The organism is Streptomyces sp. NPDC023838 (assembly GCF_040639555.1).
GTDB lineage: Bacteria > Actinomycetota > Actinomycetes > Streptomycetales > Streptomycetaceae > Streptomyces.
Genome location: NZ_JBFAAD010000009.1, coordinates 16,814 through 36,594, shown reverse-complemented (window position 1 = coordinate 36,594; position 19,781 = coordinate 16,814). Strand labels below are relative to the sequence as shown.

24 protein-coding genes are annotated in these 19,781 nt (G+C 71.6%); 17 read left to right on the top strand and 7 right to left on the bottom strand.

The window, feature by feature from the left end; genetic code table 11:
- Positions 1 to 28 precede the first annotated feature (28 nt).
- Positions 29 to 703, top strand: coding sequence for an HU family DNA-binding protein (locus tag AB0G17_RS13970; RefSeq protein WP_361380715.1), 675 nt, complete (start codon positions 29 to 31; stop codon positions 701 to 703).
- Positions 704 to 778: 75 nt separating this feature from the next.
- On the opposite strand, the gene AB0G17_RS13965 is transcribed toward AB0G17_RS13970, so the two are convergent.
- Together AB0G17_RS13965 and cofC are read right to left on the bottom strand one after the other, a co-directional pair.
- The gene (locus AB0G17_RS13965; protein WP_361380712.1) at positions 779 to 982 is read right to left on the bottom strand and encodes a hypothetical protein; all 204 of its coding nucleotides are present in this window, start codon (positions 980 to 982) and stop codon (positions 779 to 781) included.
- Between the two features lie 10 nt (positions 983 to 992).
- On the bottom strand, positions 993 to 1,721 hold the full coding sequence (cofC, locus tag AB0G17_RS13960; RefSeq protein ID WP_361381179.1) for a 2-phospho-L-lactate guanylyltransferase: 729 nt from the start codon (positions 1,719 to 1,721) through the stop codon (positions 993 to 995).
- A gap of 139 nt (positions 1,722 to 1,860) precedes the next feature.
- Here cofC and AB0G17_RS13955 point away from each other — a divergent pair, with 139 nt between their 5' ends.
- Genes AB0G17_RS13955 through AB0G17_RS13945 form a run of 3 tightly spaced genes read left to right on the top strand, consistent with a single transcriptional unit; the run spans position 1,861 to position 4,824 of the window.
- Entirely contained in the window at positions 1,861 to 2,613 is a 753-nt protein-coding gene (locus AB0G17_RS13955) for a lysophospholipid acyltransferase family protein (protein ID WP_361380709.1), read from the top strand.
- Entirely contained in the window at positions 2,610 to 3,623 is a 1,014-nt protein-coding gene (locus AB0G17_RS13950; protein ID WP_361380706.1) for an NAD(P)H-dependent glycerol-3-phosphate dehydrogenase, read from the top strand. Before AB0G17_RS13955 ends, AB0G17_RS13950 begins: the two co-directional genes overlap by 4 nt.
- Before the next feature lie 34 nt (positions 3,624 to 3,657).
- Positions 3,658 to 4,824: a D-alanine--D-alanine ligase family protein gene (locus AB0G17_RS13945; RefSeq protein WP_361380704.1), complete on the top strand. Its 1,167-nt coding sequence runs from the start codon at positions 3,658 to 3,660 to the stop codon at positions 4,822 to 4,824.
- 75 nt (positions 4,825 to 4,899) lie between these two features.
- Here the strand turns inward: AB0G17_RS13945 and AB0G17_RS13940 are convergent, their stop codons facing one another.
- Positions 4,900 to 5,382 (bottom strand): DUF3515 domain-containing protein, encoded by a 483-nt coding sequence (locus AB0G17_RS13940; RefSeq protein WP_361380701.1) that lies wholly within the window; start codon positions 5,380 to 5,382, stop codon positions 4,900 to 4,902.
- Positions 5,383 to 5,402: 20 nt separating this feature from the next.
- On the bottom strand, positions 5,403 to 5,636 hold the full coding sequence (locus tag AB0G17_RS13935) for an Lrp/AsnC ligand binding domain-containing protein (RefSeq protein ID WP_064070330.1): 234 nt from the start codon (positions 5,634 to 5,636) through the stop codon (positions 5,403 to 5,405).
- 248 nt (positions 5,637 to 5,884) lie between these two features.
- Between AB0G17_RS13935 and AB0G17_RS13930 the strand changes: the two genes are divergently transcribed.
- Entirely contained in the window at positions 5,885 to 6,847 is a 963-nt protein-coding gene (locus AB0G17_RS13930; protein ID WP_361380697.1) for a thiamine-phosphate kinase, read from the top strand.
- Positions 6,844 to 7,641: a bifunctional hydroxymethylpyrimidine kinase/phosphomethylpyrimidine kinase gene (gene thiD, locus AB0G17_RS13925; RefSeq protein WP_361380694.1), complete on the top strand. Its 798-nt coding sequence runs from the start codon at positions 6,844 to 6,846 to the stop codon at positions 7,639 to 7,641. Before AB0G17_RS13930 ends, thiD begins: the two co-directional genes overlap by 4 nt.
- Positions 7,642 to 7,760: 119 nt before the next feature.
- Here the strand turns inward: thiD and rpmB are convergent, their stop codons facing one another.
- Positions 7,761 to 7,946, bottom strand: coding sequence for a 50S ribosomal protein L28 (gene rpmB / locus AB0G17_RS13920; protein ID WP_003957616.1), 186 nt, complete (start codon positions 7,944 to 7,946; stop codon positions 7,761 to 7,763).
- A gap of 244 nt (positions 7,947 to 8,190) precedes the next feature.
- Here rpmB and AB0G17_RS13915 point away from each other — a divergent pair, with 244 nt between their 5' ends.
- From AB0G17_RS13915 to mutM, 9 genes are all read left to right on the top strand, one after another.
- Positions 8,191 to 9,798 (top strand): DAK2 domain-containing protein, encoded by a 1,608-nt coding sequence (locus tag AB0G17_RS13915; protein WP_361381176.1) that lies wholly within the window; start codon positions 8,191 to 8,193, stop codon positions 9,796 to 9,798.
- 94 nt (positions 9,799 to 9,892) lie between these two features.
- Positions 9,893 to 12,100 (top strand): ATP-dependent DNA helicase RecG, encoded by a 2,208-nt coding sequence (gene recG, locus AB0G17_RS13910; protein WP_361380691.1) that lies wholly within the window; start codon positions 9,893 to 9,895, stop codon positions 12,098 to 12,100.
- A 92-nt stretch (positions 12,101 to 12,192) separates the two neighbouring features.
- On the top strand, positions 12,193 to 12,777 hold the full coding sequence (gene rsmD, locus AB0G17_RS13905; protein WP_361380688.1) for a 16S rRNA (guanine(966)-N(2))-methyltransferase RsmD: 585 nt from the start codon (positions 12,193 to 12,195) through the stop codon (positions 12,775 to 12,777).
- A gap of 20 nt (positions 12,778 to 12,797) precedes the next feature.
- Complete coding sequence (gene coaD / locus AB0G17_RS13900) at positions 12,798 to 13,280, top strand: pantetheine-phosphate adenylyltransferase (RefSeq protein WP_361381173.1); 483 nt, start codon at positions 12,798 to 12,800, stop codon at positions 13,278 to 13,280.
- A 96-nt stretch (positions 13,281 to 13,376) separates the two neighbouring features.
- Positions 13,377 to 14,465 carry a cell division initiation protein gene (locus AB0G17_RS13895; protein ID WP_361380685.1) on the top strand — a complete coding sequence of 363 codons (1,089 nt, stop codon included), beginning with the start codon at positions 13,377 to 13,379 and terminating at the stop codon, positions 14,463 to 14,465.
- A gap of 158 nt (positions 14,466 to 14,623) precedes the next feature.
- Complete coding sequence (locus tag AB0G17_RS13890) at positions 14,624 to 15,271, top strand: YceD family protein (protein ID WP_361381170.1); 648 nt, start codon at positions 14,624 to 14,626, stop codon at positions 15,269 to 15,271.
- 2 nt (positions 15,272 to 15,273) lie between these two features.
- Entirely contained in the window at positions 15,274 to 15,447 is a 174-nt protein-coding gene (rpmF, locus tag AB0G17_RS13885; RefSeq protein WP_026165248.1) for a 50S ribosomal protein L32, read from the top strand.
- A 19-nt stretch (positions 15,448 to 15,466) separates the two neighbouring features.
- Entirely contained in the window at positions 15,467 to 16,300 is an 834-nt protein-coding gene (gene rnc / locus AB0G17_RS13880) for a ribonuclease III (RefSeq protein WP_361380682.1), read from the top strand.
- 131 nt (positions 16,301 to 16,431) lie between these two features.
- Positions 16,432 to 17,292 (top strand): bifunctional DNA-formamidopyrimidine glycosylase/DNA-(apurinic or apyrimidinic site) lyase, encoded by an 861-nt coding sequence (mutM, locus tag AB0G17_RS13875; RefSeq protein WP_361380679.1) that lies wholly within the window; start codon positions 16,432 to 16,434, stop codon positions 17,290 to 17,292.
- 38 nt (positions 17,293 to 17,330) lie between these two features.
- Here mutM and AB0G17_RS13870 read toward each other — a convergent pair whose 3' ends face one another.
- Positions 17,331 to 17,738, bottom strand: coding sequence for a helix-turn-helix domain-containing protein (locus AB0G17_RS13870; protein WP_361380676.1), 408 nt, complete (start codon positions 17,736 to 17,738; stop codon positions 17,331 to 17,333).
- Positions 17,739 to 17,842: 104 nt separating this feature from the next.
- The gene (locus AB0G17_RS13865; protein WP_361380673.1) at positions 17,843 to 18,688 is read right to left on the bottom strand and encodes a CAP domain-containing protein; all 846 of its coding nucleotides are present in this window, start codon (positions 18,686 to 18,688) and stop codon (positions 17,843 to 17,845) included.
- Positions 18,689 to 18,855: 167 nt separating this feature from the next.
- Here AB0G17_RS13865 and AB0G17_RS13860 point away from each other — a divergent pair, with 167 nt between their 5' ends.
- Positions 18,856 to 19,137 carry an acylphosphatase gene (locus AB0G17_RS13860; protein ID WP_361380670.1) on the top strand — a complete coding sequence of 94 codons (282 nt, stop codon included), beginning with the start codon at positions 18,856 to 18,858 and terminating at the stop codon, positions 19,135 to 19,137.
- Between the two features lie 382 nt (positions 19,138 to 19,519).
- Positions 19,520 to 19,738: a hypothetical protein gene (locus tag AB0G17_RS13855; protein WP_067164723.1), complete on the top strand. Its 219-nt coding sequence runs from the start codon at positions 19,520 to 19,522 to the stop codon at positions 19,736 to 19,738.
- Positions 19,739 to 19,781 lie beyond the last annotated feature (43 nt).

Below are 19,781 nucleotides of genomic sequence, written 5' to 3'. Positions count from 1 at the left end.
TTCCGGCAATGTCTCCGAAGGGGAAGACGTGAACAAGGCGCAGCTCGTAGAAGCGATTGCCGACAAGCTCGGCGGCCGACAGCAGGCCGCGGACGCCGTGGACGCGGTGCTGGACGCGGTCGTCCGGGCCGTCGTCGCCGGCGACCGTGTCTCGGTCACCGGTTTCGGTTCGTTCGAGAAGGTCGACCGGCCGGCCCGTTACGCCCGCAACCCGCAGACGGGTGAGCGCGTGCGGGTCAAGAAGACCTCGGTTCCGCGCTTCCGTGCGGGTCAGGGCTTCAAGGACCTGGTCAGCGGCTCGAAGAAGCTCCCCAAGGGTGACGAGGTCGCGGTGAAGAAGGCGCCCAAGGGCAGCCTTTCCGGTGGCACCTCCACCCGGAGCACGGTCAAGAAGGCCGCGGCGAAGAAGGCCACCGCCGCGAAGAAGGCGACCGCCGCCAAGAAGACCACGGCGAAGAAGACGACCGCCAAGAAGACCACGGCGGCCGTGAAGAAGACCACGGCGGCGAAGAAGGCCACCACCGCCAAGAAGACCACCGCGACCGCGAAGAAGGCGGCCCCGGCGAAGAAGGCCACCACCGCCAAGAAGGCGACGGCCAAGACCGCGCCCGCGAAGAAGACCGTCGCGAAGAAGGCGCCCGCCAAGAAGGTCACCGCGCGCAAGACCACCACCGCCAAGAAGACGACTGCCCGCAAGAAGTAGGCACCGCCGGACGGCTCACGCGCCGGGCCGGGCTCCCCTCGGGGAGCCCGGCCCGCGGCGTGCTGGGCCGGCCCCTCAGAAGGTCTGCAGCGTCACCAGGGTGATGCGCAGGGCCGCGCCCTCGCCCTCGGTCTCGATCCGGACGCGCTGGCCCACCCGCAGCAGCCGCAGCCCGCCCGCGTCGAACGCCTCGGCCCCGAATTCCACCGGGGTGCCGTCGTCGAGCAGCACACTGCCGCTGCGGGTCTCGAAGTCGTATGTGTACGCGGTCGCCTGCATACCGGAGAGCCTAGTGCCCGGGTACGACATCCACCGCGTCCCGCAGCGCCGCCGTCGCCGGGCCCGGGCCCAGGGCGAGCGCGGTGCGCAGGTCCGCGCCGGTGTCCACGTCCTGGCGTACCGAGTCCACCCCGGCCAGCAGGATTTCCGCCGCCCCCGACGCCGAATGCGCGGCGCGCGAGGGGCCGCCGAAAGCCGGGGCCAAATCCACCCCGGGCGCGGCCGAAAGGAATGTCGTCCCGATTCCGGCCGCATCGGTCAGAAATGCGCGCGGAAATGCGGAGGCGGCATCCAGGACCCGGCCCAATTCCGCCGGCCGCAGCGCGGGCAGATCCGCGTTCAGGGCCGCGACCGCAGCCCCGGGACGCGCCGCCCGTACCGCGTACGCCCCGTGCGCGAGGGCGGCGTTGAGGCCCGCGGCCGGGCGGTCCCCGACGATCCGGGCGCCGAGTGCGGCCAGCTCCGCGCCCGCCAGCGGATCATCCGTGACGACCGCCACATCCCGTACCGCCGGGCAGGTGAGCGCCGCCGCCACGGTATCCAGGGCGAACGCCAGAGCGAGCCGCGGGCGCAGCGCAGCGCCGACGGAGGCGGCGAGCCTGCTCTTCGCCAGCGCCAACGGCTTCAGCGGCACGACCAGGGACCAGCGGGCCGGTGATGCGGTGTTCGTGGCGTCCCCCTCCCTCTCGTCTCCGTCCGCCCGGTCGAACGGATAGCCGCTGGACAGGACGGGGGCCATTGTCACCCGGCCAGGAGCGGTGGCCCCACGGTCGGGGCGTACGGTGTTCTCGACAGACCGGAGGGCCGGGGCGACACTTGCTCCCTGCGCGCGTCGCGCAGTCGTCGACAGTGGTCTGTCCTAGAGGAAGGTGCTTCGAGTGTCCCGCCGCAGAATCGGCTTCTGGTACCGCCTGGCGGCGGTCATCGCCAAACCTCCACTGGTGGTGCTTTTCAAGCGGGACTGGCACGGAATGGAGAACATTCCGGCGGACGGCGGATTTATCACCGCCGTCAATCACAACTCGTATCTCGACATGTTCTCCTACGGGCACTTCCAGTACAACACCGGACGGGTGCCCCGATTCCTCGCCAAGGCCGCGCTCTTCAAGGCGCCCGTCGTCGGAGTCCTGCTGCGCGGCACGGGCCAGATTCCCGTCTACCGCGAGTCCTCCAACGCGTTCGGCGCCTTCCGGGCCGCCGTCGACGCGATCGAGAGCGGCGAATGCGTCGCGTTCTATCCCGAGGGCACCCTCACCCGCGACCCCGGCATGTGGCCGATGACCGCCAAGACCGGTGTCGCGCGCGCCGCGCTGCAGACCAGGGCCCCGGTCATCCCGGTCGCCCAGTGGGGCGCCAACTTGGCGATGCCGCCCTACGCCAAGGAGAAGAAGGTCCGCTTCTTCCCCCGCAAGACCCTCCAGGTGAAGGCCGGTCCGCCGGTCGACCTCGCGCGCTTCTACGACAAGGAGCCCACCCCCGAGGTGCTGCGCGAGGCGACCGAGGTCATCATGGCCGCGATCACCCGCCAGCTGGAGGAGATCCGGGGCGAGAGCGCCCCCGCGAAGCCGTACGATCCGCGCGAAGTCCGCGCGCAGCAGCGCCGCAAGGCCGCCGGGGAGGGCACCAAGTGACGCACGCCGCCACCAAGGCAGCAGTATTCGGCAACGGCTCCTGGGGCACGGCGTTCGCCATGGTCCTCGCCGACGCGGGCTGCGAGGTGACCCTCTGGGGCCGCCGCCCCGAACTCGTCGAGGCCATCAACACCACCCGCACCAACCCCGACTACCTGCCGGGCATCGAACTGCCCGCCGGGGTACGGGCGACCACCGACCCCGCCGAGGCCGCCGACGGCGCCGACTTCACCGTCCTGGCCATCCCCTCGCAGACGCTGCGCGGCAACCTCGCCGCCTGGACGCCGCTGCTCGCGCCCGACACCGTGCTCGTCTCCCTGATGAAGGGCGTCGAACTCGGCACCGCCAAGCGGATGAGCGAGGTGATCGAGGAGGTCGCCAAGGTCTCCGCCGACCGCGTCGCCGTGATCACCGGCCCCAACCTCGCCAAGGAGATCGCCCAGCGCCGGCCCGCCGCCGCCGTGGTCGCCTGCCGCGACGAAGCCGTCGCCCAGCGCCTCCAGGCCGCCTGCCACACCCCGTACTTCCGCCCGTACACCAACACCGACGTCGTCGGCTGCGAGCTGGGCGGCGCCGTCAAGAACGTCATCGGGCTCGCCGTCGGCATCGCCGACGGCATGGGCCTGGGCGACAACGCCAAGGGCTCGCTCATCACCCGCGGCCTCGCCGAGACCACCCGGCTCGGCCTCGCCATGGGCGCCGACGCGCTGACCTTCTCCGGGCTCGCGGGCCTCGGCGACCTCGTCGCCACCTGCTCCTCGCCGCTCTCGCGCAACCACACCTTCGGCACCAACCTGGGCCGCGGCATGACCCTCCAGGAGACCATCGCGGTCACCAGTCAGACCGCCGAGGGCGTCAAGTCCTGCGAGTCCGTGCTGGATCTGGCCCGTCGGCACGGTGTCGACATGCCGATCACCGAGACCGTCGTCGGGATCGTCCACGAGGGCAAGCCGCCGGTGGTCGCGCTCAAGGAGCTGATGTCGCGCAGCGCCAAGCCCGAGCGGCGCTGAATCCCGCGAGTCGAACGGGTACGCTCATCGCGATATGAGCAGCGAGAACCTCCCCCAGAGCCCTGAATCGAGCACCCAGCAGCCGCGCAAGCCGCGGGTGGCCGTCGTGTTCGGCGGCCGCAGCTCCGAGCACGGCATCTCGGTCGTCACCGCCGGTGCCGTGCTGCGCGCCATCGACCGTACGAAGTACGACGTGCTGCCCATCGGCATCACGACGGACGGCCGCTGGGCGCTCACCGCCGACGAGCCGGAGCGGATGGCCATCACCGACCGCAAGGTGCCCAGCGTGGCCGAGCTCGCCGAGTCCGCCGAGGGCGGCGTCGTGCTCCCCGTCGACCCCGGCAACCGTGAGGTCGTCTACACCGAGCCCGGCCAGGTCCCCAAGGCGCTGGGCGAGGTCGACGTCGTCTTCCCGGTGCTGCACGGCCCGTACGGCGAGGACGGCACCCTCCAGGGCCTCCTGGAGCTCTCCGGCGTCCCCTACGTCGGCTCGGGCGTACTCTCCTCGGCCGTCGGCCAGGACAAGGACTACATGAAGCGGGTGTTCACCTCGTTCGGGCTGCCCGTCGGCCCGTACCTGGTGGTCCGGCCGCGCGAGTGGGAGCAGGACGAGCAGGGCGCCCGCAAGCGGATCGCCGCGTTCGCGGGCGAGCACGGCTGGCCGCTGTTCATCAAGCCGGCCCGCGCGGGCTCCTCCTTCGGCATCACCAAGGTCGACTCCTTCGAGGGCCTGGACGAGGCCATCGAGGAGGCGCGGCGCCACGACCCCAAGTTCCTGGTCGAGTCGCTGCTGCGCGGCCGCGAGATCGAGTGCGGCGTCCTGGAGTTCGAGGACGGGCCGCGCGCGAGTGTGCCGGCCGAGATCCCGCCGGTCAGCGACCACGCGTTCTACGACTTCGAGGCCAAGTACATCGACTCGGCCGACGGGATCGTGCCCGCGCCGATCGGCGCCGAGGCCACCGCCGAGGTGCGCCGGCTCGCCGTGGAGGCGTTCGAGGCCGCGTCCTGCGAGGGTCTCGTCCGGGCGGACTTCTTCCTCCAGGAGAACGGCGAGTTCGTGATCAACGAGATCAACACGATGCCGGGCTTCACGCCGATCTCGATGTACCCGCGGATGTGGGAGGCGACGGGCGTCGACTACGCGGAGCTGGTGGAGCGCCTGATCGAAGCGGCTCTCCGTCGGTCGACGGGTCTGCGGTAGCTGTTCGTCCGCGGGCCCCGTCTGTGGCTGGTCGCGCGGTTCCCCGCGCCCCTTCGGGGCCCGGGGAACCGCGTCCTACAAGCTCTCCGGGACCGTCTTCTTCACCGGCCCGGCGAGCGCCGTGAGCCACCCGATGTCCCCGGCCGGCTTGCCGGACCCCGTCCTGAGCGTGACCTCGACGTACGCCTTGCGATACGTGGTGGTGAAGCGGAACGCGCCCTTCTGCTGCTCCAGGAGCCAGTTGACGCCGTCCACGGTCACCCCGTCCGCCTCGGGATCGTTCATCTTCTCCGGCCGGGGGATCCCGCAGCGCAGTACGATCCCGTCGTCGCCCCACCCGGCGGTCAGCTCCGACGCCGGGCTGGGATCATTCCGCTTGAGCCCGTCGAGCCTCTGAGGCAGCGCCTTGTGCAGCGCGCCGCAGAGCGCGGCGGTCTCCTTCGGGGGGCTGGGAACCGTGATCGTCGCCTTCGCGTCCGTGGAGGAGCAGCCCGCGGCGGCCAGCAGAACGAGGGCGGCTGCGGGCAGGAGGAGGGACCGGCGGCGAGAGGAAGTCACCGGCCAAGGGTAAGCGGGGGCTACAGATGAACCACCGGGCAGGTCAGGGTGCGGGTGATCCCGTCCACCTGCTGGACCTTGGCGACCACCATGCGTCCCAGCTCGTCGACCGTGTCCGCCTGGGCGCGCACGATCACGTCGTACGGCCCGGTGACGTCCTCGGCCTGGATCACCCCCGGAATCTTTGCGATGGTCTCGGCGACGGTCGACGCCTTGCCCACCTCGGTCTGGATGAGGATGTACGCCTGTACCACGGAACCTCCAGGGCGGCCACGAGGATCATGTCCCCTCCCTACGGCGGGGAGGCCCAAGGGGGGAAGAAAGAGACGCCACGGTATCGCGTCGCCGTGCGCCCGGGGGAGTACCGCGCAGGCGCGGGCGCTCGCACATCCGCGTGCGAGCGGCAGAAGTTGACGTATGTGTTGACGGTACCCACCGAGGCGACCGCTCGCGACCGCGAGCGCGCCGGGTCCCAAGGGGTACGAGGATGAGAGGTGGCACGGTGAAAGGCACTGTGGGCGAGTTGGGGGAGTTCGGGCTCATCAGGGAGCTGACCTCCCGGCTCACCTCGACCCCCGCGGTACGGATCGGCCCCGGCGACGACGCCGCGGTCGTGACCGCACCCGACCGCAGGGTGGTGGCGAGCACGGACATCCTCCTGGAGGGCCGCCACTTCCGGCGCGACTGGTCGACCGCGTACGACGTGGGCCGCAAGGCCGCCGCGCAGAACTTGGCCGATATCGCCGCCATGGGCGCGGTGCCCACCGCGCTGCTGCTCGGCCTGGTCGTCCCGGCCGAACTCCCGGCCACCTGGCCGGTCGAGCTGATGGACGGGATCCGCGACGAGTGCCAGGTCGCGGGGGCGGCCGTGGTCGGCGGCGACGTCGTGCGCGGTGACACCATCACCGTCGCCATCACCGCCCTCGGCGACCTGCGCAACCACGAGCCGGTGACGCGCGGCGGCGCGCAGCCCGGCGACGTGGTCGCGGTGACCGGCTGGCTGGGCTGGTCGGCGGCGGGCTACGCGGTGCTCTCGCGCGGCTTCCGCTCGCCGCGCGCGTTCGTGGAGGCCCACCGCCGCCCGGAGCCGCCGTACCACGCGGGCCCCGCGGCCGCCGGGCTCGGCGCCACCGCCATGACGGACGTCAGCGACGGCCTGGTGGCGGACCTCGGGCACATCGCGGAGGCCAGCAAGGTCCGTATCGACCTGCGCTCGGGTCTGATCGACATCCCGACGCAGATGAACGACATCGGCCAGGCGGTCGGCGTCGACCCGCTCCAGTGGGTGCTGACCGGGGGAGAGGACCACGCGATCGTCGCGACCTTCCCGCCGGACGTGAAGCTGCCCGCCCGCTGGAAGGTCATCGGGGAGGTGCTCAACCCCTCGGCGCTGCCGCAGGTCACCGTCGACGGCGCCCCCTGGACCGCCAAGGGCGGCTGGGACCACTTCGGGGACGACGAGTGAACACCGCGCCGCCCCGGGTGCTGACCGTCGCCGGATCCGACTCCGGCGGCGGCGCGGGCATCCAGGCCGACCTCAAGACGATGCTGGCCCTGGGCGTCCACGGGATGAGCGTGATCACCGCGGTGACCGCGCAGAACTCGCTGGGCGTCCAGGGCGCCTGGGAGCTGCCCGCCGAGGCGGTCCGGGCGCAGTACCGCTCGGTCGTCGACGACATCGGCGTCCAGGCCGTGAAGACGGGAATGCTCTCCTCGGCCGCGCTGGTGGAGACGGTGGCGGACCTCCTGTCCGGCACGGACGCGCCGGTGGTCGTCGACCCCGTGGGCGTCTCCAAGCACGGCGACGCGCTGCTGGCCGCCGAGGCGCTGGAGTCGGTACGGACCCGGCTGCTCCCGGCCGCGACGGTGGCCACGCCCAACCTGGACGAAGTGGCGCAGCTCACGGGCGTACAGGTCGAGGACGAGGACGGGATGCGGCGGGCTGCCGAGGCGATCCTCGCCTTCGGCCCCCGCTGGGCCCTGATCAAGGGCGGCCACTTCCCGGGCGACGCGCTCGACCTGCTCACCGACGGCACGCGGGAACACTGGCTCCGGGCCCCGCGCCACGACAACCGCCACACCCACGGCACGGGCTGCACACTGGCGTCGGCGGTGGCGTCGGGCCTGGCCAAGGGCCTCACGGTCCCGGAGGCGGTGAGCCAGGCGAAGGAGTACGTGACGGGCGCGATCGCGCGGGGCTTCGCGCTGGGAGCGGGGATCGGCCCGGTGGACCACGGCTGGCGCTTCCGTACGAACTAGGGGGGCGTGACCAGCCACCACCGGCCCGCGGCCGCATGCGAACGTCAAAAAGCCGGTCCACCGAGGTGGACCGGCTTTTTGGGCAACCGGAAAGGCTGCGCTACGACGAAACGTCGGCGTTAGCGCGAGACCTTGCCGGCCTTGATGCACGAGGTGCAGACGTTGAGCCGCTTCGGCGTCCGACCGACCACGGCACGCACACGCTGGATGTTCGGGTTCCAGCGACGAGACGTACGGCGGTGCGAGTGCGAAATGTTGTTGCCGAAGCCCGGCCCCTTGCCGCAGACGTCGCAGTTGGCAGCCACGGGTCACTCCAAAGACTTCAGATGCACTTACAGTGAAATCCGGCGCACCGGAATCAGAGATCTGAAGTGGCTTGCCGGGGGAATGGCCCGACTCTCGCCGGGCAACCGAAGCAGCATACAACGGCTGCTCCCGAGATACGAAACTACCATGACCGCCGCCGCCCCCCACCCCGGGCCGGTGCCCGGCACCGGGTCTACCCTGCTGCTGGCCCGCAGCTCACCGGCCGCCCAAGGAGGACACCAGGTGCCGCAGACTCTCGACGCCGTCGCGGTGCGCACCTGGTGCTCGCTGGCCCTGGACGGGCTCGGGCGGGACCGCGAGGAGATCGACGCGGTCAACGTCTACCCCGTCGCGGACGGCGACACCGGCACCAACCTCTATCTGACCGTGGAGTCCGCCCACCAGGCGGTCGAGGCGGTCTTCGCCGCGTACACCGAGGTGCCGCGGACGGCCGACGTCATACGTGCCATGGCCCACGGCGCACTCATCGGAGCCCGCGGCAACTCCGGCACGATCCTCTCCCAGCTGCTGCGCGGCATGGCCGAGGTCCTCGCCGAGCGCGGCACGGACCTGTCCGGGGCCCTGCGCCGGGCCGCCGAGTCGGCGTACGAGGCGGTCGCGCACCCCGTCGAGGGCACGGTCCTGACGGTGGCGACGGCCGCGGCGGAGGCGGCCCGGGGGGCGGACGGCGACGCGGACGGCGACGCGGCGGCCATCGCCACCGCGGCCTACGGCGGCGCCCGGCGGGCCCTGGAGGAGACGCCCGGCCAACTCGCGGTCCTCGGCCGCGCCGGGGTCGTGGACGCGGGCGGCTGGGGACTGGTGACGGTCCTGGGGGCGCTGGTGCAGGCGCTCTCCGGCGAGGCCCCGGCCGTACGGCACGAGGCGCATCCCCCGCTCGACCCGCACACCTGCCCCACCGAGCGCCCCGCCGACCCGGCCGAGAGCGCCGGGCCCGCCTTCGAGGTGATCTACCTCCTGGAGGCGGGCGACGAGGCCGTGGCCCGGCTGCGCGGCCGTCTGGACGCGCTCGGGGACTCGCTGGTGGTCGTCGGCGGCGACGGGCTGTGGAACGTCCACGTACACGTGGACGACGCCGGCGCGGCCGTGGAGGCGGGCGTGGAGGCGGGGCGCCCGTACCGGATCCGCATCACCCACTTCGGGGCCCAGCCCGAGCCGCGCGAACAGGTCCAGCGGGCCGTCGTCGCGGTCGTGCCCGGCGAGGGCCTGGCCGGGCTGTGCGCCGAGGCCGGGGCGACCGCCGTGCTCGCCCGGCCCGGGGAGCCCCCGGCCAGCGGCGAGCTCGTCGACGCGATCCGCCGCGCCCACGCGCGCGAGGTCGTGCTGCTGCCCAACAACGCCGAGCTGCGCCACACCGCCGCCGTGGCCGTGGCGCAGGCGCGCGCCGAGGGCGTACGGGTCGCGCTCATCCCGACCCGCTCCGCCGTCCAGGGCCTGGCCGCGCTGGCGGTGCACGCCGCCGACCGCCGCTTCGACGAGGACGTGGTCGCGATGACCGCGGCGGCCGGCGCCACCCGGTACGCGGAACTGGCCGTCGCCGAGCGGCAGTCGTGGACCACGGCCGGCATCTGCCAGGCCGGGGACGTGCTGGGCCTCATCGACGGCGACGTGGCCGTGATCGGGCAGGACCTGGCCCGTACCGCCAAGGCGGTCCTGGACCGGATGCTGGCGGCGGGCGGCGAGCTGGTCACCCTGGTGCTGGCCGCCGGCACCCCGGCGGACCTGGCGCCCGGCATCGAGGCCCATGTGCGCGAGGCCCACCTGGCGGTCGACACCGTCGTCTACGACGGCGGCAACCAGAGCGCCCCGCTGCTGATCGGCGTCGAGTAGCGGGTGGTTCGGGCCCGCCGAGTGGCCGCCGTACGCGGTGAGTTGTCCACAGGGGGCCGGGGGATCCTGCGGGATGTCAGTGGTGTGGTGTGCAATGGATCGCGTGCCTGCGCTCGATGAACCCCTCAAGAAGCTGCTCGGCGGCCCCACCGCGAAGGTCATGGCCGAGCAGCTCGACCTGCACACGGTCGGCGACCTCCTCCACCACTACCCGCGGCGGTACGAGGAGCGCGGCCAGCTGACGAAGCTGGCCGAGCTGCCCCTGGACGAGGACGTCACGGTCGTCGCCCAGGTCGCCGACGCGCGCGTGCACACGTTCAACGGCGGCCGCGGCCAGCGGCTGGAGATCACCATCACGGACGGCAGCGGCCGCCTCCAGCTGGTCTTCTTCGGCCGGGGCATCCACAAGCCGCACAAGGAGCTGCTGCCCGGCAGCCGCGCGATGTTCGCGGGCAAGGTGTCGATGTTCAACCGCCGCCTCCAGCTCGCCCACCCCACGTACGCGAAGCTGAGCGCCGACGGCGACGACTCCGCCGAGGTGGTGGACTCCTGGGCGGGCGCGCTCATCCCGATCTACCCCGCCTGCAAGGGTCTGGAGTCCTGGAAGATCGCCAAAGCCGTCGACGCGGTGCTGCCCAGCGCCCAGGAGGCCGTCGACCCGCTGCCGCCCTCCCTGCGGGAGGGCCGGGGCTTCGTCCCGCTGCCCGAGGCGCTGCTCAAGGTGCACCGCCCGCACACCAAGGACGACGTGGAGCAGGCCCGCCAGCGGCTGAAGTGGGACGAGGCGTTCGTCCTCCAGGTCGCCCTGGCCCGGCGCCGGCACGCGGATGCGCAACTGCCCGCCGTGGCCCGCAGGCCCGCCCCCGGCGGCCTGCTCGACGCCTTCGACGCCAAGCTGCCCTTCACCCTCACCGACGGCCAGCGCACGGTCTCCAAGGAGATCTTCGACGACCTGGCGACCGAACACCCGATGCACCGGCTGCTCCAGGGCGAGGTGGGATCGGGCAAGACCATGGTCGCCCTGCGCGCCATGCTCGCCGTGGTCGACTCCGGCGGCCAGGCCGCCATGCTCGCCCCCACCGAGGTCCTGGCCCAGCAGCACCACCGGTCCATCACCGAGATGATGGGCGAGCTCGCCGAGGGCGGCATGCTGGGCGGCTCCGACCTCGGTACCAAGGTCGTGCTGCTCACCGGGTCGATGGGCGCGCCCGCCCGCCGCCAGGCGCTGCTGGACCTGGTGACCGGCGAGGCGGGGATCGTGATCGGCACACACGCGCTGATCGAGGACAAGGTGCAATTCCACGATCTGGGCCTGGTCGTGGTCGACGAGCAGCACCGGTTCGGCGTGGAGCAGCGCGACGCCCTGCGCGGCAAGGGGAAGCAGCCGCCCCATCTCCTGGTGATGACGGCCACGCCGATTCCGCGCACGGTCGCGATGACCGTCTTCGGCGACCTGGAGACCTCGGTCCTGGACCAGCTCCCGGCCGGGCGCTCGCCCATCGCCAGCCATGTCGTCCCGGCCCAGGACAAGCCGCACTTCCTGGCCCGCGCCTGGGAGCGGGTCCGCGAGGAGGCCACCAAGGGCCACCAGGCGTACGTGGTGTGTCCGCGCATCGGTGACTCCGCGGACGAGGCGGAGGAGAAGAAGGCGGCCAAGAAGAAATCCAAGGAGGACGAGGCGGAGAAGCGGCCGCCGCTCGCCGTCCTGGACATCGCGGAGCAGCTCCGCGCGGGCCCGCTCCAGGGCCTGCGCGTCGAGGTGCTGCACGGCAGGATGCAGCCGGACGACAAGGACGACGTGATGCGCCGGTTCGCGGCCGGCGAGGTGGACGCACTGGTCGCGACCACGGTCATCGAGGTCGGGGTGAACGTGCCGAACGCCACGGCGATGGTGATCATGGACGCGGACCGGTTCGGCGTCTCGCAGCTGCACCAGCTGCGCGGCCGCGTCGGCCGTGGCTCGGCCCCGGGCCTGTGCCTGCTGGTCACCGAGATGCCGGAGGCGAGCGCGGCCAGGGCCCGGCTGAACGCGGTGGCCGCCACCCTGGACGGCTTCGAGCTCTCCCGGATCGACCTGGAGCAGCGCCGCGAGGGCGATGTGCTGGGCCAGGCCCAGTCGGGTGTGCGCTCCTCGCTGCGGATGCTCGCGGTCATCGAGGACGAGGAGGTGATCGTGGCGGCCCGCGAGGAGGCGGTGGCGGTGGTGAGCCAGGACCCGGATCTGGAGCGGCTGCCCGCGCTGCGGACGGCGCTGGACGCGCTGCTCGACAAGGACCGTGAGCAGTACCTGGACAAGGGCTGACGGGCCGCTCTCCGGCGCGGATGCGGCGTCCGGGCCCGCTTCTGAGAAACTTGGGGGACACCAGTGACGTACGGACACCGACAAGGACTCAGATGACCCGCGTGATCGCCGGCCGGGCCGGCGGACGCCGCCTGGCCGTACCGCCGGGCAACGGCACCCGCCCCACCTCCGACCGCGCGCGCGAGGGCCTCTTCTCCACCTGGGAGGCGCTGCTCGGCTCGCTGGAGGGGATCCGGGTCGCGGATCTGTACGCCGGGTCGGGTGCGGTCGGCCTGGAGGCGCTCTCCCGGGGCGCCTCGCACGCGCTGCTCGTGGAGGCGGATGCCCGAGCCGTGCGGACCGTCCGCGACAACGTGCGCGTACTGGGCCTTCCGGGCGCTGAGGTACGTAACGGAAAAGCGGAACAGGTCATTGCGGGCCCGGCCCCTGAAACCCCCTTTGACGTGGTGTTTCTCGACCCGCCGTACGCCGTGACCGACGATGATCTTCGCGAGATCCTCCTCACACTCCGCACTCAGGGCTGGCTCGCGGACGCGTGCCTGGTCACCGTGGAGCGCAGCACCAGGGGCGGGGAATTCGGCTGGCCGCAGGGGTTCGAGCCACTGCGGGCCCGTCGTTACGGCGAGGGCACGCTTTGGTACGGTCGCGCCGCCTCTACGTGCGAAGACGCACCATGACCGGGAGCGAGGGACTTCAGTTGCGCCGAGCCGTCTGTCCGGGGTCGTTCGACCCCATCACCAATGGACACCTCGACATCATCGCCCGCGCCTCCAAGCTGTACGACGTGGTCCACGTCGCGGTGATGATCAACCAGTCGAAGAAGGGCCTGTTCACCATCGAGGAGCGGATCGAGCTGATCCGCGAGGTGACCGCCGACTTCGGCAACGTGGAGGTCGAGTCCTTCCACGGCCTCCTCGTTGACTTCTGCAAGCAGCGCGACATCCCCGCCATCGTGAAGGGCCTGCGCGCGGTCAGCGACTTCGACTACGAACTTCAGATGGCCCAGATGAACAACGGGCTCTCTGGCGTCGAGACCCTGTTCGTGCCCACCAACCCGACCTACAGCTTCCTGTCGTCGTCGCTGGTCAAGGAGGTCGCGGCGTGGGGCGGAGACGTCTCCCACCTGCTGCCTCCCGCCGTCCACGACGCCCTGGTCGCGCGGATCGCCGAGCAGCGCTGAGCTGACAGCCCGTCAGCTGGTGTCGGGCGGGCCCCGACTGGCCTTACAGTCGTCCCGTCCGTCTCCCAACCAGTCGTAGAGAGTGGCGAGCACACGGTGGACGTGCAGAAGAAGCTGGACGAGATCGTCGACGTCGTCGCCGGTGCCCGCTCCATGCCCATGTCGGCCTCGTGCGTGGTCAACCGCGCCGAGCTGCTCGCGCTCCTGGAGGAGGTGCGCCAGGCCCTGCCCGGCTCCCTCGCCCAGGCCCAGGAGCTGATCGGCGGCCGCGAGCAGCTGGTCGAGCAGGCTCGCCAGGAGGCCGAGCGGATCATCGAGTCCGCGCACGCCCAGCGGGGCACGCTGATCTCCGACACGGCCGTCGCCCGGCAGTCGCAGGACGAGGCCGACCGCATCCTCGCCGACGCCAAGCGCGAGGCCGAGGAGATCCGCGCGGAGGCCGACGACTACGTCGACTCCAAGCTGGCCAACTTCGAGGTCGTCCTCACCAAGACCCTCGGCTCGGTCGACCGCGGCCGCGAGAAGCTGCTCGGCCGCGGCCCCGGCCTGGACGAGCAGGGGCAGGCCGACGCGGACGCCCCCGAGTACAGCTCGGACCCGCAGACCCTGATCCGGCGCGCGGACGAGTACATCGACACCAAGCTCGGCGCCTTCGAGGCCGTCCTCGCCAAGACCCTCGAAGCGGTCGGCCGGGGCCGCGAGACCCTGCACGGCCGGATCGCCAGCGACGAGCTGGGCGCGCACATGGCCGCCCAGGACGCCGCGGGGGCCATCGGGGGCCACACCAGCGACGCGGACTACCTCGCGGGCCTGGCCGAGCTGGCGGAACCGCAGCCGCAGCCGCAGGCCGCCCAGCCCCAGCAGGCCCAGGTCCCGGCGCAGGTCTACGACCCGTACGGCTACGGACAGGCCCAGGCCCAGCCCCAGCAGGACCCGTACGCGTACCAGCAGCAGCCCCAGCAGCAGTACGCCCAGTACGGCTACGACCAGCAGCAGCAGGACCCGTACGGCTACGACGCGCAGGGCTACGGCCAGCAGCAGGTCCAGCAGGGCCAGGGCCAGCACACCCAGGACTACGGTCAGCAGGCCGCGCACCCGCAGCAGCCCGCGCTCGACGAGACCAGCCTCTTCGACACGAGCATGATCGACCTGGAACAGCTGCGGCAGTACGAGCAGGGCCGGTAGCCGGGGCTCCGCCGGAGCCCGGATTGGGTCAATCGCGGCCCGTCCAGTATCCTGGCTGTTCGGTCGCGCGTACGTCCGCGATCAACGCTGCCCGCGCATCGCCGCACCCACGGCGACGCCTGGCGGCCACCCTCCACGATCCGAAAGCGGGAAGAACCCTGAGCACGCACCTTGACCACCGCAACCCTCTCGTGTTCGACACACGCGAGCTGGGTCGGCGTCCCGGTGCGCTCCAGCGGATCTCCCGCACGGTCGAGGCGCCCGCCGATCTAGGGATCGACGGCGTCATCGGAGTGCCCCAGGGCGCGCCCGTGGAGATCGAGCTCCGCCTGGAGTCGGTCATGGAAGGGGTGCTTGTCACAGGCACCGCCCGTGCATCGGCCGAGGGGGAGTGCGTAAGGTGTCTGGAGCCGCTGGAGCTCGCGCTCGATGCGGACTTCCAGGAGTTGTTCTCGTACCCTGACGCCGACGACCGGGGCCGCAGCAAGCATGCGGAGCCGGCCGACGACGCCGAGGACGAGGACGTCATCCCGCTCGAGGACGGACTGTTCGACCTCGAGCCGGTGCTGCGTGACGCGGTAGTGCTCGCACTGCCGATGCAGCCGGTGTGCCGGGAGACCTGCCTCGGCCTGTGTTCCACGTGTGGATTCAGGCTCGAGGACGACCCCGACCACCACCACGATGCCGTCGACATCCGTTGGGCGGCACTGCAAGGACTCGCCGGGACCATCCAGGACGGCGAGAAGGACAACATGAGCGGCACTGCCTCTGACGTGCAGCGCGCCGCCGAGAAGCAGGAGAAGTAGCCGTGGCTGTTCCGAAGCGGAAGATGTCGCGCAGCAACACGCGCCACCGCCGGTCGCAGTGGAAGGCTGCGGTCCCCACCCTGGTTTCGTGTGAGCGTTGCCAGGAGCCGAAGCAGCAGCACATCGCGTGCCCGAGCTGCGGCACCTACAACAAGCGCCAGGTCCTCGAGGTCTGAGCGGCTGGTGAGAGGCCCGATGTCTGATCTGTCGAATGCCGGCGCCAAGAAGGCGGGCAGTAGCGACAACAACTCGGCCTCGTCCCACACGCTTCTGGAAGGGCGGCTCGGGTATCACCTTGAGTCCGCCCTTCTGGTGCGTGCGCTGACCCATCGTTCGTTCGCGTACGAGAACGGCGGTCTGCCGACCAACGAACGGCTCGAGTTCCTCGGGGACTCGGTGCTCGGACTTGTCGTCACCGACACGCTGTACCGCACCCACCCCGATCTCCCGGAAGGCCAGCTGGCCAAGCTCCGGGCCGCGGTGGTCAACTCTCGTGCGCTGGCGGAGGTGGGCCGCGGGCTCGACCTCGGCTCCTTCATCCGGCTCGGCCGGGGCGAAGAGGGCACGGGCGGCCGGGACAAGGCTTCCATCCTCGCCGACACCCTGGAAGCGGTGATCGGCGCGGTCTATCTGGACCAGGGTCTTGAGGCGGCTTCCGAGCTCGTCCACCGGCTCTTCGACCCCCTGATCGAGAAGTCCTCGAGCCTCGGGGCCGGCCTGGACTGGAAGACCAGTCTCCAGGAGCTCACCGCGGCCGAAGGCCTCGGCGTTCCGGAGTACCTGGTCTCCGAGACGGGTCCCGACCACGAGAAGACCTTCACTGCTGCCGCCCGCGTCGGTGGTGTCTCGTACGGCACCGGCACCGGCCGCAGCAAGAAGGAAGCGGAGCAGCAGGCCGCAGAGTCCGCATGGCGCGCGATCCGCGCGTCGGCGGACGAGCGGATCGCACGCGCGAAGGCGGAGGCCGAGGCCCCCGCCGCCGAGCCGGAGGGCGGGACGCCGACCCCCGCCGCCGACCCGGCAGCGTGACCGTTTCCTGAGCCCCTGCCCGTACGGATTCCGTACGGGCAGGGGTTTTTCCGTGCCCGGGCCGGGGCCGCCCCACCGCCGGGGATACGCTGCGGTCATCCCCGCAACCACCCGCCCCTCCGGAGGAACCTGTGCCCGAACTGCCCGAGGTCGAAGTCGTGCGGCGGGGTCTGGAGCGCTGGGTGGCCGGGCGGACCGTGGACGTCGTGGAGGTGCTGCACCCCAGGGCCGTGCGCCGCCACCCGGCCGGCGCGGTGGACTTCGCGGCCCGCCTCAAGGGCCACCGCATCGGAGTGGCCCGGCGGCGCGGAAAGTATCTGTGGCTGCCGCTGGAGGACACCGACCAGTCCGTGCTCGGGCACCTCGGGATGAGCGGGCAGCTGCTGGTCCAGCCGGAGGCGGCGCCCGACGAGAAGCACCTGCGGATCCGGCTGCGCTTCCAGGACGAGGCGGGCACCGAGCTGCGCTTCGTCGACCAGCGGACCTTCGGCGGGCTCTCGCTCCACGACAACACCCCCGACGGGCTGCCCGACGTCATCGCGCACATCGCGCGCGACCCGCTGGACGAACTCTTCGACGACGACGCCTTCTTCACCGCTCTGCGGCTGCGGCGTACGACCGTCAAGCGCGCGCTGCTCGACCAGTCGCTCATCAGCGGCGTCGGCAACATCTACGCGGACGAGGCGCTGTGGCGCGCCAAGTTGCATTACGAGCGCCCCACTTGGACCCTCACGCGCCCCAAGTCCGCCGAACTCCTCGGCCACGTAAGGGACGTGATGAACGCGGCGCTCGCCGTCGGCGGCACCAGCTTCGACAGCCTCTACGTCAACGTGAACGGGGAGTCGGGGTACTTCGACCGGTCGCTCGACGCGTACGGGCGCGAGGGCGAGCCCTGCCGCCGGTGCGGCACCGCGATGCGCCGGCGCCCCTGGATGAACAGGTCCAGCTACTTCTGCCCGCGCTGTCAGCGCCCGCCGCGCCCCGTGTCGTAGCGCTCGCGTGCTTCGAGTACCGACGGCACCCCGCGCTGTCAGCGCCCGCCGCGCCCCGTGTCGTAGCGCTCGCGCGCTTCGAGTACCGACGGCATCCGGTCCTCCATCAGGTGGATCAGACCGAGCAGGCGCTCGGCGACCTCGTACCCCAGCGGGGTCAGGGTGTAGTCGACGCGCGGCGGGTTGGTCGGCTGGGCCTCGCGGTGGACGAGCCCGTCGCGCTCCAGCGCCTGGAGCGTCTGGGAGAGCATCTTCTCGCTGACGCCGTCGACCCGCCGCCGCAGCTCGTTGAAGCGGAAGCTCCCCTCGTGGAGCGCGCCCAGGGTGAGGCTGCCCCAGCGGCCGGTGACGTGCTCCAGGGTGCCGCGCGAGGGGCACGCCTTGGAGAAGACGTCGAACGGCAGGTCGGCGGGGTCGGCGGGGTTGGCGGTGACGGTCTCTTCCATGCCTCTCACCCTACGACGACCGCCATACGAAGACACAGCGCTAACCGGAAGTTAGCGCTGTGTCTTGGGTGCTGTATGGGGTGCCGTACGGGTGCCGTACGGGGTCAGAAGCCGAAGTCCTGCGTCCACCACGGGCCGCCCTCGCCGAGGTGCACCCCGACGCCGAGCGTCTTGTAGTCGCAGTTCAGGATGTTCGCCCGGTGGCCCGGGCTGTTCATCCAGGCTTCCATGACCGCCTTGGCGTCCGCCTGGCCGCGGGCGATGTTCTCGCCGCCCAGGTTGCCGATGCCCGCCTTCGCGGCCCGGTCCCAGGGGCTCTTGCCGTCCGGGTCGGTGTGGTCGAAGAAGCCGCGCGCCGCCATGTCGTCGCTGAACGCGGTGGCCAGCGCCGCCAGCGAGGCGTCGGCCTTCACCGGGCTGCACCCGGCCTGCGCGCGCTGCTGGTTCACCAGCGAGACCACGGTGGCCGCGGCCGCCTGCTCGGCGGTGGGCGCCTTGATCTGCCGCTGCTGCGGCACGACCGTCGCCTTGGACGGGTGCGCGGACGGTGTGGCCGTCTTCGGCGGGGCCGCCGGGGCCGCCGGGGCGGACGGCTTCTCCCGCGTCGGCGTCGGCGTCGGCGCGGGAGAGGACGGCTTCTGTGAAGGCGTGGCCGAGGGAGAGGTGAGGGGCGCGTGGGTGCTCGGCGAGGTGATCGGCGCCGAGGGGGCCGCGCTCGTCGGCTTCACGGCCTCGCCGCCCTGCTGGCGCAGGTCGGAGGTGCCGCCGGCCTGGACGTGCTCGCCCGTGGGTCCCCCGTTGAGCTCGAAGGAGGAGCCGCCCGGCAGCAGGCCGGAGGCTATGGCTACGGCGCCCACCGCCACGGCGGCGGATGCGCCGAGCAGTCCGGTGCGCACGGGCACGGCGGACCGCTTCTTGGCGGGCGCGGCGGAGCGACGATGGCGTCCCATCTGCGGGCCTCCCTCATTGCTTCAGTGCTGTGGTCCCTGAGCCCCGGGCCCCGTCGCGGGGCGACGGAGACTGCTCCGAACGGGTGAGGCTCATTGCGTCGGGACTGTACGCCATGACGCGTGAGGGCGAAGTGCTCCGTGAGCTATTGGCCGGTTAGCGTGCACCCATGAACGAAGATGCACGGCTCACCGCCTGGGTACGCGGCCGAGTACAGGGAGTGGGCTTCCGCTGGTTCACCAGGGCAAACGCTTTGGAGATCGGCGACCTCGTCGGGTTCGCGCTCAACCTCGACGACGGCAGGGTGCAGGTGGTGGCCGAGGGGCCGCGTGATAAATGCCACCGTCTGCTGGAGTGGCTGAGGGACGGCGACACACCCGGCAGGGTCGCCGGGGTCACCGAGATCTGGGACGTGCCGCGCGGCGGCTACGACGGCTTCGCGATCCGCTAGGACGGCCCGCCCGCCCGTGCGGGAGCCCGGACGTCGCGTACCAGTCGGTCGGTCCGGGTCCGGGGCCCCTGACCTCGTACGACTTCGTTGTTGCCAATCGCTCTCCGGCGTGCAAGGCTGCCGTTAGAAGGATGATCTCCACGCCCCCAGGGCTCCGAGGAGAGGCCTCGCCGGGTGCGTCCCGGCCGGACGGCCCCCGGATTGCCCGCCGATACGGGGCGTGATCGTGTTGACCGTCAAACTTTTTGGTGAGACGCTGGAAGCCCCGCGCACCTTAGCTGTTTGGCATGAAGAACCGCAGTCGAATCCAAACACCGCGGGTGCGATTCCCTCACGACCCACACCGCTTCGGTCGGTCACTCATTGTGGAGGACCATCCATCATGGCAAAGGCGCTTCTCGGTTACGTCGGCGGTTCCGACCCGCGACTCCTCGCCGAGATGCGACGGCTCCAGCAGCGTGTCCAGGACCTCGAGTCCGAGCTCGTACGGATCCAGTCCGAGAAGGACGCGCTGTCCGCTGCCGTTGCTTCGCACCGCGGAGACTCGCTGCTCGAAGGCATCGACATCGACGTACCCCAGGCGGAGCCTGCGCTCACCTGATCGGGAGCACTGCGAAGGCCCGTAGGTGAGATCCACTCTCCCG